Origin of the sequence: Mycobacterium sp. (genome assembly GCF_047975165.1) — a bacterium.
Classification (GTDB): Bacteria; Actinomycetota; Actinomycetes; order Mycobacteriales; family Mycobacteriaceae; genus Mycobacterium.
On sequence record NZ_JBKECZ010000074.1, the window covers coordinates 1 to 14,761 of the forward strand.

The following is a 14,761-nucleotide window of genomic DNA, read 5'->3' on the forward strand; positions in this document are numbered from 1 at the left end:
CATCCTGTCGCTCGACGTGGTCGAGCGCAACGGCGGCTACGCGATCGACGACCTGGTCATCGAACTGCCCGCGGGGTCGATGCCCGACACCCTGGTCTCCGCCGCCCAGACCCTGCCCGGGGTTCAGGTGGCCAGCGTGCTGCCCTACACCGGGCTGCTGGAAGCCCACCGCGAGCTGGAGCTGCTCGATGCCGTCGCCGCCGCCGGCACCCGCGAGGCCAAGTTGCAGGTGCTCACCGAGCAGGCGCCGCGACTCCTGCGCGTGCACTGGAGCACGATAGTGCGCGCCGCCGGCGGCGAACTGCGACGTCTCGCGGGGAGTGTCGGGGCGCCGGAAACACGTGCGGAGTCGGTGCCGTGGCTACCGATCCAACGGGCCACCGCCCTCGACGGGAAGGCGGACTGGGTCCCGTCGGCCTGGCGTGACATGGACACCACCCTGGTTGCGGCGCCGCTGGGCGATCCGCAGACGGCGATAGTCCTGGGCCGGCCCGGCCCGGAGTTCCGGCCCTCGGAGGTGGCGCGGCTGGGCTACCTGGCCGGGATCGTCGCCACCATGCTGCGCTGAAACGCGCTAACGGCCGCCACTCGGTTCCGGGGCCACCGCCGGGTCGTCGTCTTCCCAGAGCAGTAGTTGCCGGACCGCCTGGCGCGACCCGTAGGGGCGCAGCATCGTGCTGGTCGGGCGCGGGCGAACCTGTTGCGGCCACCAGAACCATCTCCCGAGCAGCCTCGCCACCGACGGTGTGAGGAACGAGCGCACGATCAGCGTGTCGAACAACAGGCCCAGCCCGATCGTGGTGCCGATCTGCCCGAGCACCTGGAAACCACTGAATACGAAGGCGCACATGGTGAAGGCGAAAACCAGGCCGGCGGAGGTGACGACGGAACCGGTGCCGGCCATTGCCCGGATAATGCCGGTGTTGAGCCCGGCGCCGATCTCTTCGCGGAACCGCGAGATCAACAGCAGGTTGTAGTCCGACCCCACCGCCAGCAGCAGAATGACGGCCAGCGCCAGCACCACCCAGTACAGCTTGATGCCGAACATGTACTGCCAGACCAGCACCGATATTCCGAACGAGGCACCCAGCGACAACGCCACGGTTCCGACGATCACCAGCGCGGCGACCAGGCTTCGGGTCAGGACCATCATGATCAGCAGGATCAGGCTCAGCGCGGCGGCTCCGGCGATCATCAGGTCGTATTTGGCGGCCTCCTGGATATCGGCGTAGGTCGCCGCGGTGCCACCGAGGTAGAACTTGGCATCGGCCATCGGGGTGCCCTTGACGGCTTCGTGCGCGGCCTTCCTGATCGGCGCGATGTGGGAAATGCCCTCCGTTGTGGCGGGATCGCCCTCGTGGGTGATGATCATCCGGGCGGCCTTGCCGTCCGGTGACAGAAACAGCTTCAATCCGCGCTTGAACTCGGCATTGTCGAAGACTTCCGGCGGCAGGTAGAAGGTGTCGTCGTTCTTGGATTCGTCGAACGCGCGGCCCAGCTCCGTCGAGTTCTCGATCGCTGCCGCCGTCTGGGAATAGATTCCCGACATGGTTGCGTAGTTGGTCATGGTCAGGTCGCGGTTGGTCTGCTGGCTGGCGATCTGTTCGGGTATCAGCGCCAGCAGTTTGGGTTGCAGCGCGTCGAGTTTGTCCATGGTGGCGGTCAGGTCTTCGAATCGTTCGGTGAGCTGGTCGATTCCGTCGAGGGCGTCCAGGACCGACCTGATCGCGCTGCACGACGGAATGTCGAAACAGTGCTTCTCCCAATAGAAGTAGCTGCGGATCGGGCGGAAGAAGTCGTCGAAGTTGGCGATCTTGTCGCGCAGGTCGGCCATGGTGGCGATGGTTCCGTGAAAGCTCTGGGCCTCGCTGTGGGTGACCTCCGCCATCTCCTGCTGGAGCACGTACTGCCGGCGGAGAATGTCGATCGAGTTCGACAGCTCGTCGGCCTGGCGCAGCATGTCGTCGGCCCGATCCCGTTGGTATTGCAGGTTTTCGGTCTGGTTGGCGCTTTGGGCGCTGATCTGGAATGCCAGCGAGGTGTGGGTGAGCGGGGTTCCCAACGGGCGGGTGATGCTCTGCACCTGAGCGATGCCGGGAGTGTGGAAGACGGCCTTGGCGATCCGGTCGAGCACCAGCATGTCGGCGGGGTCGCGCATGTCGTGGCCGGTTTCGACCATCAGCAGCTCCGGTTCCAGGCGCGAGCGGGCGAAGTGCCGTTCGGCGGCGGCGTAGCCGACATTGGCCGGTGCGCTGGCTGGCATATACGGTCGGGTGTCGTAGCTGGTCTGGTAGCCGGGCAGCGCGAGTAGCCCGATGAATGCCAGGGCGCAGGCCACCGTCAGGACGGGGCCGGGCCAGCGGACGATGGCCGTGCCGATCCGCCGCCAGCCGCGGGTCCGCATGGTGCGTTTGGGTTCGAACAGCCCGGCCTTCGAGCCCAGGGTCAGCACCGCCGGCGCCAGAGTCAGCGCGGCCGCCAGCGCGACCAGGATGCCCAGGGCGGCTGGGACGCCCAGGCTCTGGAAATACGGCAGCCGGGTGAAGCTCAGGCAGAACAACGCGCCGGCCACCGTCAGCCCGGAACCCAGGACGATGTGTGCCGTCCCGCCGAACATGTTGTAGTACGCCGATTCTCGATCCTTACCGGTACTGCGCTCTTCTTGATACCGGCCAACCACGAAGATCGCGTAGTCCGTCCCGGCGGCGACCACCAGCAGGGTCAGCAGGTTCGTCGCGTAGGTGGACAGCCCGATGACTCCGGCGTTGCCCAGGCCGGAGACGATGCCGCGCGCGGCGGCCATCTCGATCAGGACCGTCAGCAGCACCAGCAGCATGGTGAAAAAGGAGCGGTAGACGAAGAGCAGCATCAGCGCTATCACCCCGACGGTGATCGCGGTGACTTTGTCGGTGCCTTCGGCGCCGACTTCGAACTGGTCGGCGATGATCGGCGCTGCGCCGGTGACATAGGCCTTGACGCCCTTGGGCGCAGGGGTTCCGTCGACGATGTCGCGCACGGCGACGACGGACTCGTTGGCCAGCGCGGAGCCCTGATTGCCGGCTAGGTTGAGCTGCACGTAGGAGGCTTTGCCGTCGGCACTCTGCGACCCGGCCGCGGTCAGCGTGTCACCCCAGAAGTCCTGGACGTGCTGCACGTGTTCGCGGTCCCGGTTGAACTTGCCGACCAGCGTGTCGTAGTACTGGTGTGCCGCGGCGCCCAGGGGCTGATCTCCTTCGAGCACCACCATCGCCGAGCTGTCGGTGTCGAACTCTCCGAACACCTTGCCGATGTGGGTGTTCGCCTGCAGCGACCGCATGTCCGGCGAACTCATGGCGACATTGTGGGTCCGCCCGACCTCTTCCAGCTGCGGGAACAGGGTGTTCGTCGCTGCGGCCAGGCCAACCCACAACAGCAGGATGGGCACCGACAGCACCCGGATGAGATGCGGGATGCGGGGCCGGTGCTGGTCGCTCGTCTGTTGATCGCTCGTCCGCTGGTCGTTCATCCGGACTTGTCCAGGCAGAAGGTGTAGGCGTTCTGGGTGGTCACGGTGCGCTGGTCCTTGACGTCGCCATCGACGGTGATGCGGCACCCTAGGGTGCCGGCATTGCCCTGCGCCACAACATTTCCCATGATGGCAGGCTCGGTGGTGGTGAGAGTCAGCGACCAGGGCAGCGGCGCGTCGACGACCTGCTGGGGCTGGGCATTGACATCGAGGTAGTTGATGGTGGCCACCGCGCCGGGGGTGCCGAAGACTTCGAGAACCATCCGCTTGGGATTGAAGGGAACGATCTCGCTGGAGATTCCCTGGTTGGCGGCTTCGTCGGAGTGCGCGCCGAAGATGCCGTGCAGACGGTAGATCCCGAATCCGGCGGTTGCCACGACGATCGCCGCGACAATGGGCATCCAGCCCCGTCGCACGAACGCCGGAAGCGAATTCTTGCTCACTCGCGGGCCTTTCGCCGGTTCAGCAGGCCTAGAAGGCAAGCGCGGCAGCGCTGCGAGCGTGACCTGTCGACTAGACGATACGGTACTGGTCAGTACTGTTCAATAGACGCCACCGTGCACTGTCTGGGAGTCGTCGCTGCCCGGGCTCACGTTTCCGCGGGCAACCGGGTCAGACCCGGAAGGATGAACTCGTCGACCAGCGCCCGCACCGTCCGGGTCGTTGGCGGCCTGTCCTGCACGACGGCCCGGAAGATGAGATATCCGGGCAGCAGATCCCACAACTCTTCGGCCATCGCGCCCTCGGCGATCTCTCCGCGCGCGACGGCCTGTCGCAACACATCCTCCATGACAGCCTGGCGTTGATCGATGAACTGGTGCTGCATCACGTCGTGCAGCGCCGGGATACGCGACACTTCGGCGAGCACCGCCCGGATGGTGTTCGCATGCAGATAGGCGTGCCGGCAACAGATCTCGCCGAGCTTGAGTAGATCGCCGCGCAACGTTCCAGTGTCCGGTGCAATCGCCTCCTGACGCACCCCCTCGGTGAAGGCGGCCAGTACCAGCTCGGCTTTCGACGGCCAGCGGCGGTACACCGTGGCCTTGCTCGCGCGCCCCACCGAGGCGACAGCGTCCACCGTCAACCCGTCATAACCGTGCTCCTGCAGCAGATCCAGCGTCACCGCCAGCAACTCGGCCTCACGGGGCGACCACTGCGCAAAGCCGGCGGGCCGATCGGCGGTCTGGGCCATGCCAGTCACCATAGAGCCCACCCGCTGGTCCGGCACCGCAACGCACACCTACGGGTCTTCTACCTCGGGTTCGTCGGGCACGGCGGGCGGGCCGTCCGCCAGTAGCGCCCGGAAGCCGTCCTCGTCGAGTATGGGCACCCCGAGTTCGACGGCTTTGTCGTATTTCGACCCCGGCGAATCGCCGGCGACCACGAACGCGGTCTTCTTCGACACCGCCGCGGAGGCCTTGCCGCCGTGGGAGACGATGGCCTCCTTGGCCTCGTCGCGGGAAAACCCGGCAAGCGATCCGGTGACGACGATGCTCAGCCCGACCAAATTGCGGGGCACGCTGTCGTCGCGCTCGTCGACCATGCTCACCCCGGCCGCCCGCCAACCCTCGACGATCTCGCGATGCCAGTCGACGCCGAACCATTCGGCGACCGCGGCTGCGATGGTGGCCCCGACGCCCTCGACGGCCGCAAGTTGGTCCGGCGATGCGGCGGCGATCGCGTCCAGGCTGCCGAATTCGGTGGCCAGCGCCCGGGCGGCCGTCGGCCCGACGTGGCGGATGGACAATGCCACCAGCACCCGCCACAACGCCGTCGTCTTGGCTTTGTCGAGGTTGGCCAGCAGCTTGGCGCCGTTGGCCGAGAGTCTGCCGTCCCTGGTGCGGAACAGTTCGGTACGCAGCAGGTCGTCCGCGGTGAGATCGAACAGGCCGCCCTCGCTGCCGATCACCTGCGCCGCCAGCAGCGCCGCGGCAGCCTCATAGCCCAGCGCTTCGATGTCCAGGGCGCCGCGGCTGCCAACGTGAAAGACGCGCTCGCGCAGCTGCGCCGGGCACCTGCGGGCGTTGGGACAGCGGATGTCGGCGTCGCCCTCCTTCTCCGGCGCCAACGTGGCGCCGCACTCCGGACACCTGGTGGGCATCACGAACTCACGTTCGGTCCCGTCCCGCAGATCCACGACGGGGCCCAGCACTTCGGGGATGACATCGCCGGCCTTGCGGATCACCACCGTGTCACCGATCAGCACGCCTTTGCGTACCACCTCCGCGGCGTTGTGCAGGGTGGCTTGGGCGACCGTGGACCCTGCGATCGTCACCGGCTCCATGAACGCGAACGGGGTCACCCGCCCGGTGCGTCCGACGCCGACCCGGATGTCCAACAGCGTGGTCCGGGCCTGCTCCGGCGGATACTTGTAGGCGATGGCCCAGCGCGGCGCCCGGGAGGTCGATCCGAGACGGCGCTGCAATGCCAGTTCGTCGACCTTGACCACAACGCCATCTATCTCATGGGCTGCCTCATGGCGGTGCTCACCCCAGTACTCGACGCGCCGGCGCACCGCGGCCATGTCGGCGACCAACGTGGTGTGCTCGGAAACCGGTAGGCCCCAGGCTGTCAGCGCGAGATACGCGCCGTGCTGGGTGGCGGGCCGGAAACCTTCGGTGTGCCCCAGTCCGTGACAGATCATCCGCAGCGGGCGACGGGCGGTGACGGCGGGATCCTTCTGCCGCAGCGAGCCCGCGGCGCTGTTGCGCGGGTTGGCAAAAGGCGCCTTGCCGTCTTCGACCAGACCGGCGTTGAGCGTCTGGAAATCGTCCACCCGGAAGAAGACCTCGCCGCGGACCTCGAGGACTTCGGGGACAGGGTATTCCGGTGTGGGGGTGAGCCGGTGCGGGATGTCCGCGATGGTGCGGGCGTTGTTGGTGACGTCCTCCCCGGTGCGGCCGTCGCCGCGGGTCGCCGCGCGGGTGAGCCGGCCGTCGCGGTAGACCAGCGACAGCGCGACCCCGTCGATTTTGAGTTCGCACAGGAAGTGCGCCTGGTCCCCGATTTCGGCTTCGACCCGCTCCGCCCAGGCGGCCAGCTCGTCGCTGCTGAACACGTTGTCCAGGCTGAGCATCCGTTCGAGATGTTCGGCCGGGGCAAAATCCGTGGTGAACCCGGCGCCGCCGACCAGCTGGGTGGGTGAATCGGGGGTGCGCAACGCCGGGTACTCGGATTCCAGTGCCGCGAGCTTACCCAGCAGTGCGTCGAACTCGGCGTCGGTGATGGTCGGCGCGTCGCTCACGTAGTAACGGAACTGGTGTTGGCGTACCTCCTCAGCCAGCTCCCGCCACTGTCGGACGACATCCGGCCCGTCGGCGTCGCGCCCCGGTACATCCGCAGGCGTGGCAGCAGCGTCCGGGGAACTCACCCTCGCAGGCTAGCCGAGCGGTGCGGCGCCGCTCATGCAATGGCCTCCGGGTCCGCGGCGAACATCTCGGCCGCCCTGCCGGCCAGCCCGACCGAGGTCCGGGCCCACTGTTCGCCGGCCCCCGCCAGCCCGCAGGCCGGGCTGACACCGACGCGGCCGACCAGCGCGACGCGGCCGAAGCCCAGACGGTCGGTCACCGCGACCACTGCGGCGGCCACCTGTTCGGCCGACGGCGACCGCTCGGGAGCCCGGGGCGCCTGCGGGGGCACCACGCCCAGCACAATGGTGCGACCGGACTCGACGAACCTGGCAATGGGATCCAGGTCCGCCGCCCGCAGCGTTCGGGCATCCACGGCGATGGCGCTGATTCCACTGCGCTGCAACAGCTCCCACGGGATATCCGGCGCGCAGCTGTGCAGCAGGACATCCGGGCCCGCGCCTTCGACACAGGTCGCCAGCAGCGTTTCGGCCACCGCCTCATCGAGTGCGGGAACCGGGCTCAGCGCGGTCACGCCGGTCAGCCGCCCACCCAGGGCGGCGGGCAGAGTCGGCTCGTCGAACTGCACGACGACCGGTGTGCCGAGGCGCCTTGACAGCGCGGCGCGGTGGGCGGCGACGCCCTCGGCCAGCGACGCGGCCAAGTCGCGCACCGCACCCGGGTCGGTGATCGCCCGGTGACCGTTGCCCAGCTCCAGCCCGGACGCCAGGGTGACCGGGCCGGGGGCCTGGACCTTGACCGGTCGGTCACTGCCGCGCAGGCCCGCCTTCTCCCAGACCTCTTCGAGGGCATCCATATCCTCGTTGAGCGCGCTGAGTGCCCTGCGGGTGACCGCTCCCGGCCGGGAGACGATCCGGTACCCCCGCGCGACGGTGTCTATCGCGACGTCCACCAGCAGCGCGCCGGCCCGGCCGAGCATATCGGCGCCCACGCCCCGGCCCGGCAGCTCCACCAGATGCGCCATCGAGCCGCCGAGCTCCCCGACCACCACCTCCGCGGCTGGGCGCGCCGTGGTGCCCGGCCAGGAGCCGATCCCGGTGGCGGTTGCGAAAACACTCACCGGGCAACCGTATTCGATATCGCGCTGCGCCCGGGTCGGCGGGGGTGTCTACCGTCCTGTGCCGAGTGGGAGTGTCTGCCGGGCCGTGCCGGGCGGCGGCGGCTACCGGGCCGCACGAGGCGGGGTAGGTTCAACCCGAAAGGATGGCAGATGGACGGAGCGCGGTGCAGTCGGGCGCAGCGGGTCGCCGCCATCGGGCTCCCGCATTGGGCGGCTCTGCTGTGTTGCGCCGTCTTGCTCGCTGCGGCGTGCACGCGGGTGGTGGACGGCGTCGCGGCGCCGCTGTTCGGTGCGGTCCCCTACGGCGTACTCGACCCTGCCACGGTGCTGCTGGACCAGTCGCGGATGCGCGCCATCACCGGCGCGGGCGAGCACCTGACCATCGTTCCGTCGATGGACCACCGGTTTCCGGTCGACATCGAGCAGCTCGCGGCCACCGCCCCGCCGCAGTGCCGCTTCATCTTCGCCGACACCGCGACCTTCGGTCCCGACGTCAAAGCCTTTCACAAGACCACGTTCCAGGATCCATCAGACAGCGGCCTGATCTCCGAGGGGGCGGCAATCTACCGCGACACAGCAACTGCCCGACGCTCCTTCGATGCCCTGGTGGCCACCGTCGGCGACTGCGGGGCGAGCCCGGCGGGCTGGCTGCTGGTGCGCGACTGGCAGGTCGACGCAGACTCCCTACACACTCGGCCAGGCAGGTGCGGACGAGACTATCGGGTGGTGTCGGTGGCCCTGCTGGAAGTCACCTTCTGCGGCTTCGGAGAATCGGTGTCGCAGATCGTGATGACCAACATCGTTGCCAACGTGCCGGGGTGACGAGGAGTCGGGGAATCGTAGACAGTCAGGGCTTTCGCGGGCGGACGCCCAGGCTGCCCGACACCGTCACGCAGATCTACGAACGCGAAACGGCCTCGGCGATGGTTGCACTGCCCAGCCCCTCGTCGCCGTCGGCATCGGGCCGGTAGAGCACCATCGTCTGCCCACGCGCCACCCCGCGCAGCGGCGACCGCAACTGCACTCGAAGCTCATCGTCCACCAATTCGGCTACGCCACCGGCGATGTCGCCGTGTGCACGCACCTGGATCTCGCACTCCACCGGGCCTCGAAGCGCGCCGCCGGCAGTGAACACCGGCTCGCGGCCGGTCAGCGCATGCACATCGAGGTCGGCCACCCCACCCACTCGGACGGTTGCGGTGCCGGCATCGATCGCCGTCACGTAGCGCGGCCGGCCGTCCGCGCCGGGTCCGGCGATACCCAGGCCCTTGCGCTGGCCGATGGTGAATCCGTGAATGCCGGCGTGTTCGGCCAGCACCGTGCCATCCCGGTCGACCACGGCTCCCGGACGCACACCTATGCGCGCCCCCAGGAATGCCTGGGTGTCACCCGAGGGGATGAAGCAGATGTCGTGGCTGTCCGGCTTGGTCGCCACCGCCAGGCCGCGCCGAGCCGCCTCGTCACGGATCTGCGCCTTGGGGGTGTCGCCGATCGGGAAGGCCGCGTGGCGCAACTGATTCGCACTCAACACCGCCAGTACGTAGGACTGGTCCTTCTCGCGGTCGACGGCGCGCGACAGCCGGCCGTCGGCGAGCCGGGCGTAGTGCCCAGTGGCAACCGTGTCGAAGCCCAGTGCGAGCGCACGCGCCGACAGCGCCGCGAACTTGATCCGCTGATTGCAGCGCACGCACGGGTTCGGTGTTTCGCCGCGGGCATAGGACGCCACGAAATCGTCGATCACATCTTCGCTGAACTTCTCCGCAAAATCCCAGACGTAGAAGGGAATTCCGAGAACATCGGCGACCCGCCGGGCATCGGCGGCGTCTTCTTTCGAACAACACCCGCGCGAGCCGGTGCGCAGCGTTCCGGGCGCCGTCGACAACGCCAGGTGCACGCCGACGACGTCATGCCCGGCGTCCACCATGCGGGCGGCGGCAACCGAGGAGTCGACACCGCCGCTCATCGCGACGAGAACTTTCACGCGGCAAGAACCCTCATTCGGCAGCGACCCTCGTTCGAAGCCCCGCGGCCGCCAGTGCGGCACGACGCGCCCGGTCCACCGCTGCCGGCAAAACCCGCAGCGCTGCGTCCACGTCGGCGTCGACGCTGCTGTGCCCCAGCGACAACCGCAACGACCCGCGGGCACTGGCCGGAGCGGCGCCCATCGCCATCAGCACGTGCGACGGCTGCGCCACGCCTGCGGTGCAGGCAGACCCGGTCGAACACTCGATTCCATTGGCGTCCAACAGCATCAGTAGCGAATCGCCTTCACAGCCGCGAAAGGTGATGTGGGCATTCCCCGGAAGGCGACGTTCACCGACCGCGCCGTTGAGGACGACGTCGTCGATCTCGGCGAGCACACCGTCGATCAGCCGGTCGCGCAATGTGCGTAGCCTCGCGCTGCTGGACTCCAATCCGTCCACCGCGATCGCGGTAGCAGTCGCCATTCCCACGATACCGGCGAGAAATGGTGTGCCGGACCGGATGTCGCGTTCCTGCCCGCCGCCGTGCAGCAGCGGAACACACCCGGCGTCGCGGCGCAGCAGCAGCGCGCCAACCCCCTGCGGTCCGCCGAACTTGTGCGCGGTGACGCTCATCGCCGACAGGCCGGCGGCGGCAAAGCCGACGGGCAGCTGACCGACGGCCTGCACGGCGTCGCTGTGCATGGGAACACCGAATTCGGCCGCGACTGCCGCCAGTTCGGCGATCGGCATGATGGTGCCCACTTCGTTGTTGGCCCACATCACCGACACCACCGCGACGTCGTCGTGGGCCTGCAGGACCTCGCGCAGGTCGTCCGGGGACACCGAGCCGTCCGGCGCCGTCGGCAGCCGGCTGACCTCGGCGCCCTCGTGGGCGACCAGCCATTCCACCGGGTCCAGCACCGCGTGGTGTTCCACCTCGGTGGTGACGATGCGCCGACGGCCCCGCTGCTCGTCGCGACGGGCCCAGAAGATCCCCTTGACGCCCAGGTTGTCGCTCTCGGTGCCGCCCGCGGTGAACATCACCTCCGACGGGCGGGCGCCGAGCTTGTCGGCGATCAGTTCGCGGGACTCCTCGACCCTTCGCCGGGCGGTACGGCCGCTGGTGTGCAGCGACGAGGCGTTGCCGGTGGAGCCGAGCGCAGCCGTCATCGCCTCGATGGCGGCGGGGTGCATCGGGGTGGTGGCGGCGTGGTCGAGATAGGCCATGACGGGCTCCACGATACCGGGGAGGTCCACTGACGTGGAATTTCCCGGACCCGCAGGCCACCGGCAATGACCCCCCTCCCGATGTAGCACATGTGCTAGATTTTCAGCGTGGGCACCGTAGGATTGCGCGAATTGCGCCAAGACGCCTCTGACCTGGTTCGCCGGGTGGAAGGCGGCGAGGAAATCACCATCACCGTCGCTGGGAGACCCAGCGCCCGGCTGGTACCCGCGAATCCGCGGGCCTGGCGACGGTGGACGGACGCGGCCGAGTTGTTCGCCGGCCCGGCAGATCCCGCCTGGCATGCCGACCGCGATCAGATCGACCACGGTATCCGCGACCTGTGGACGCCTCGTTGAGGGCACTGCTAGACACCAGCATCGTGATCGCCACCGACGTCGCCCCCCTCGACGGCGATCTGGCGATCAGCGCGGTGACACTGGCCGAGTTGCATTTCGGCGTGCTGATCGCCAGCGAACGCACGGTCCGCGCTGAACGGCTCCGGCGACTGCTCCTGCTTCAACGGACTTTTGACGCGCTACCGCTCGACGACGCCGTCGCAGCCAGCTATGGCCACGTTGCCGCGGCAGTCGTCGAAGCGGGTCGCCGGCCGCGAGCCCGATCCATGGACATGCTGATCGCGGCGACGGCGCATGCGCACTCGGCCAGGCTGTACACCCGCAACACCGACGACTTCCGCGGACTCGATGATCTGATCGACGTCGTCGCGGTGTGAACCGATAACCCCGAGCCCCGAGCCCCGGCCCCGGCCCCGGCCCCGGCCCCGGCTCGGGAGCCCTCAGCCCTTGCGGGCCTTGATCCCCTCGGCCAGCTGCGGGGCGACGTTGAACAGGTCGCCCACCACGCCGTAGTCGGCGATCTCGAAGATCGGCGCCTCTTCGTCCTTGTTGACCGCGACGATGGTCTTGGAGGTCTGCATACCGGCCCGGTGCTGGATCGCCCCGGAAATGCCCAGCGCGATGTAGAGCTGCGGCGCCACCGTCTTGCCGGTCTGGCCGATCTGGAACTGGCCCGGATAGTAGCCGGAGTCGACCGCGGCCCGCGACGCACCGACGGCGCCCCCGAGCGAGTCGGCCAGCTCCTCCACCACACTGAACTTGTCCGCGCTACCGACACCGCGACCGCCGGCGACCACGACCGCGGCCTCGGTGAGTTCGGGCCGGTCACCGGCGACCGCCGGCTCGCGCGCGGTGATCTTGGTGGCGTTCTCCGCGGCGGCCGGCACCTCCACATTCACCTGCTCACCCGCGCCGTCGGCGGGTTCGGGCTCCACGGCGCCGGCCCGCATGGAAATCACCGGGGTATCGCCGTTGGCCTGCGCCTGGACGGTGAACGCCCCGCCGAAGATGGAGTGCACACCCTTGTTGCCCTGTTCGACCCCGACCACGTCGACCAGCAGCGCCGAGCCTATCCGGGCGGCCAGCCGGCCGGCGATCTCCTTGCCGCTGGCGGTGGCGGGCACCAGCACGGCAGCCGGTGCGCCGGACTCGGCCAGGCCGGCCAGCACGTCGACGAAGGGGGTGGTGAGGTAGTTGTTCACCACATCGGATTCGGCGATGTAGATCTTGGCGGCACCGGCCGCCTTGAGGCCGTCGAGCAGCGGCGCGGCCGTGCCCGGCCCCCCGATGACGACGGCGGCAGGCTCGCCCAACGCGCGGGCCGCGGTGATCAGTTCGGAGGTGACCTTCTTGAGGGCACCGTCGGCGTGCTCCACGAGCACAAGTACTTCAGCCATGGCTTTTCACTCTTCTCGTTCGGGTTTGCCGCTGGGTCAGATGATCTTCTGGGCCACCAGGTACTGGACGATCTGGTTGCCGCCCTCACCTTCGTCGGTGACCTTCTCGCCTGCCGCTTTCGGCGGCTTCGGGGTCGACGACAGCACGGTCGTGCCGGCGTTCGCCCCGCCCACCTCGTCGCTTTCCACGCCGATCTCGGCCAGGGTCAGCACGGTGACTTCCTTCTTCTTGGCGGCCATGATGCCCTTGAAGGACGGGAAGCGCGCCTCGTTGATGCGCTCGGTGACGCTGACCACCGCGGGCAACGCGGCTTCGAGGGTGAAGACGCCCTCGTCGGTCTCCCGCTCGGCGGTCACCTTGCCGCCCTCGACGGAGAGCTTGCGCACGTGGGTGAGCTGCGGCAGACCCAGGTATTCGGCAATGATGGCCGGCACCGCGCCGCCGGTCCCATCGGTGGCCTCATTGCCGGCGATCACCAGCTCTGTCCCCTCGATGGCCCCCAGCGCACGCGCCAGCGCCCAACCGGTCTGGATGACGTCGGAACCCTTCATGCCGTCGTCTTTGAGATGGACGGCCTTGTCCGCACCCATCGACAGGGCCTTGCGGATCGCCTCGGTGGCGCGTTCAGGGCCGGCCGTCAGCACGGTCACCGAACCTTCGCCGCCTTCACGTTCGCGGATCTGCAGCGCTTCTTCCACGGCATGCTCGTTGATCTCGTCCAGGACCGCGTCGGCGGCCTCGCGGTCCAGCGTGAAATCGCCGTCGGACAGCTTGCGCTCCGACTCGGTGTCCGGGACCTGCTTGATCAGGACCACGATGTTCGTCATGTGTGTGGCTCGTCCTCCTCGAAGGAGTCCCGCAGCGGTCGACCACGGGAACTCGGTTATGCGTTCACGCGACCGCACAGCTTGGCTACGCGGAAACTCCGTGCGGTCCGCTCTCATACCTTAGCGGGTGATATCCCACCCTCGACCGGCCGCCGGGTTCGCGATTCGGGCGCCACGCGTTAGCCTGCCTTAGCAATGAGCGCATACGTCCCCGAAGGGCCGCAGCAGGTCTCCGCCGGCAACCCGGCGGCGGATGCGGTATTGACGTTGACCGGCGAGCGCACCATCCCCGACCTGGACATCGAGAACTACTGGTTCCGTCGCCACGAGGTCGTCTACGAACGGCTGGCCCCGCGGTGTGCCGGCCGCGAAGTGCTGGAAGCCGGCTGCGGAGAGGGCTACGGCGCAGAGTTGATCGCCCGCGCCGCAGCCAGGGTGATCGCGGTGGACTACGACGCCGCCGCCGTGGCCCACGTGCGCGCCCGCTACCCCCGGGTGCAGGTCCACCAGGCCAACCTCACCGACCTGCCGCTGCCCGAGGCGTCGGTGGATGCGGTAGTCAATTTCCAGGTCATCGAGCACCTATGGGACCAGGGCCGATTTATCCGGGAATGCGCGCGCGTCCTGCGCACGTCGGGCCTGTTGATGGTGTCGACCCCCAACCGCATCACTTTCTCCCCCGGGCGCGACACCCCGGTCAACCCCTTTCACACCCGTGAGCTCAACGCCGGCGAGCTCACCGAGTTGCTGGAGGACGGGGGCTTCGGCCAGGTGGAGATGTACGGCCTGTTCCACGGGCCGCGGCTGCGACAGATGGATGCGCGCCACGGCGGGTCGATCATCGATGCCCAGATCGCGCGGGCGGTTGCCGATGCCCCGTGGACGCCCGATTTGGTGGCCGACGTCGCGGCCGTCACCACCGCCGACTTCGACCTGGTCGAAGCCGGGAGCGACTCCGGCGGGGACCCTGTGCGTCACATAGACGCCAGCCTGGACCTCGTCGCGATCGCGAGGCGCCGTTGAGTTACCGCGGTTATTCCGGCGACCGGGTGCCG

Annotated in this window: 14 protein-coding genes; 5 read left to right on the top strand and 9 right to left on the bottom strand. The window is 68.5% G+C overall.

The genetic code is table 11. The features are described from left to right. Positions 1-568 (top strand): amino acid-binding protein (locus tag ACK5M9_RS07970; protein WP_416892634.1); only part of this gene is annotated, 568 nt, incomplete at its 5' end. Positions 569-574: 6 nt separating this feature from the next. Here the strand turns inward: ACK5M9_RS07970 and ACK5M9_RS07975 are convergent. From ACK5M9_RS07975 to ACK5M9_RS07995, 5 genes are all read right to left on the bottom strand, one after another. Beyond that, positions 575-3,505 carry an RND family transporter gene (locus ACK5M9_RS07975; RefSeq protein WP_416892635.1) on the bottom strand — a complete coding sequence of 977 codons (2,931 nt, stop codon included), beginning with the start codon at positions 3,503-3,505 and terminating at the stop codon, positions 575-577. Further along, positions 3,502-3,948, bottom strand: coding sequence for an MmpS family transport accessory protein (locus ACK5M9_RS07980; RefSeq protein WP_416892636.1), 447 nt, complete (start codon positions 3,946-3,948; stop codon positions 3,502-3,504). Before ACK5M9_RS07980 ends, ACK5M9_RS07975 begins: the two co-directional genes overlap by 4 nt. 146 nt (positions 3,949-4,094) lie before the next feature. After that, a complete protein-coding gene (locus ACK5M9_RS07985; protein ID WP_416892637.1) occupies positions 4,095-4,709 on the bottom strand; it encodes a TetR/AcrR family transcriptional regulator in 615 nt (204 codons plus the stop codon). Between the two features lie 36 nt (positions 4,710-4,745). After that, complete coding sequence (gene ligA, locus ACK5M9_RS07990; protein ID WP_416892638.1) at positions 4,746-6,875, bottom strand: NAD-dependent DNA ligase LigA; 2,130 nt, start codon at positions 6,873-6,875, stop codon at positions 4,746-4,748. A gap of 32 nt (positions 6,876-6,907) precedes the next feature. Continuing rightward, positions 6,908-7,933, bottom strand: coding sequence for a methionine synthase (locus ACK5M9_RS07995; RefSeq protein ID WP_416892639.1), 1,026 nt, complete (start codon positions 7,931-7,933; stop codon positions 6,908-6,910). 150 nt (positions 7,934-8,083) lie between these two features. On the opposite strand from ACK5M9_RS07995, the gene ACK5M9_RS08000 reads away from it, so the two are divergent. Continuing rightward, positions 8,084-8,755: a sensor domain-containing protein gene (locus ACK5M9_RS08000; RefSeq protein WP_416892640.1), complete on the top strand. Its 672-nt coding sequence runs from the start codon at positions 8,084-8,086 to the stop codon at positions 8,753-8,755. 76 nt (positions 8,756-8,831) lie between these two features. On the opposite strand, the gene mnmA is transcribed toward ACK5M9_RS08000, so the two are convergent. Both mnmA and ACK5M9_RS08010 read right to left on the bottom strand, forming a co-directional pair. Then, complete coding sequence (gene mnmA, locus ACK5M9_RS08005; RefSeq protein WP_416892641.1) at positions 8,832-9,914, bottom strand: tRNA 2-thiouridine(34) synthase MnmA; 1,083 nt, start codon at positions 9,912-9,914, stop codon at positions 8,832-8,834. Positions 9,915-9,927: 13 nt separating this feature from the next. Then, the gene (locus ACK5M9_RS08010) at positions 9,928-11,124 is read right to left on the bottom strand and encodes a cysteine desulfurase family protein (protein ID WP_416892657.1); all 1,197 of its coding nucleotides are present in this window, start codon (positions 11,122-11,124) and stop codon (positions 9,928-9,930) included. 108 nt (positions 11,125-11,232) lie between these two features. Here ACK5M9_RS08010 and ACK5M9_RS08015 point away from each other — a divergent pair, with 108 nt between their 5' ends. Both ACK5M9_RS08015 and ACK5M9_RS08020 read left to right on the top strand, forming a co-directional pair. Beyond that, a complete protein-coding gene (locus ACK5M9_RS08015) occupies positions 11,233-11,481 on the top strand; it encodes a type II toxin-antitoxin system Phd/YefM family antitoxin (protein WP_416892642.1) in 249 nt (82 codons plus the stop codon). Continuing rightward, a complete protein-coding gene (locus ACK5M9_RS08020; protein WP_416892643.1) occupies positions 11,466-11,858 on the top strand; it encodes a type II toxin-antitoxin system VapC family toxin in 393 nt (130 codons plus the stop codon). Before ACK5M9_RS08015 ends, ACK5M9_RS08020 begins: the two co-directional genes overlap by 16 nt. A gap of 63 nt (positions 11,859-11,921) precedes the next feature. On the opposite strand, the gene ACK5M9_RS08025 is transcribed toward ACK5M9_RS08020, so the two are convergent. Then, the gene (locus ACK5M9_RS08025; RefSeq protein ID WP_416892644.1) at positions 11,922-12,878 is read right to left on the bottom strand and encodes an electron transfer flavoprotein subunit alpha/FixB family protein; all 957 of its coding nucleotides are present in this window, start codon (positions 12,876-12,878) and stop codon (positions 11,922-11,924) included. Positions 12,879-12,914: 36 nt separating this feature from the next. Continuing rightward, positions 12,915-13,706, bottom strand: a complete 792-nt coding sequence (locus tag ACK5M9_RS08030) for an electron transfer flavoprotein subunit beta/FixA family protein (RefSeq protein ID WP_416892645.1) — start codon at positions 13,704-13,706, stop codon at positions 12,915-12,917. A gap of 195 nt (positions 13,707-13,901) precedes the next feature. On the opposite strand from ACK5M9_RS08030, the gene ACK5M9_RS08035 reads away from it, so the two are divergent. Next, the gene (locus tag ACK5M9_RS08035) at positions 13,902-14,729 is read left to right on the top strand and encodes a methyltransferase domain-containing protein (protein ID WP_416892646.1); all 828 of its coding nucleotides are present in this window, start codon (positions 13,902-13,904) and stop codon (positions 14,727-14,729) included. Positions 14,730-14,761: the final 32 nt, after the last annotated feature.

Coding starts and splice junctions, on each gene's coding strand:
- ACK5M9_RS08000 (WP_416892640.1), top strand. CDS start 8,084: ATGGACGGAGCGCGGTGCAGTCGGGCGCAGCGGGTCGCCGCCATCGGG.
- ACK5M9_RS07975 (WP_416892635.1), bottom strand. CDS start 3,505: ATGAACGACCAGCGGACGAGCGATCAACAGACGAGCGACCAGCACCGG.
- ACK5M9_RS08010 (WP_416892657.1), bottom strand. CDS start 11,124: ATGGCCTATCTCGACCACGCCGCCACCACCCCGATGCACCCCGCCGCC.
- ACK5M9_RS08035 (WP_416892646.1), top strand. CDS start 13,902: ATGAGCGCATACGTCCCCGAAGGGCCGCAGCAGGTCTCCGCCGGCAAC.
- ACK5M9_RS07985 (WP_416892637.1), bottom strand. CDS start 4,709: ATGGTGACTGGCATGGCCCAGACCGCCGATCGGCCCGCCGGCTTTGCG.
- ACK5M9_RS08025 (WP_416892644.1), bottom strand. CDS start 12,878: ATGGCTGAAGTACTTGTGCTCGTGGAGCACGCCGACGGTGCCCTCAAG.
- ACK5M9_RS08030 (WP_416892645.1), bottom strand. CDS start 13,706: ATGACGAACATCGTGGTCCTGATCAAGCAGGTCCCGGACACCGAGTCG.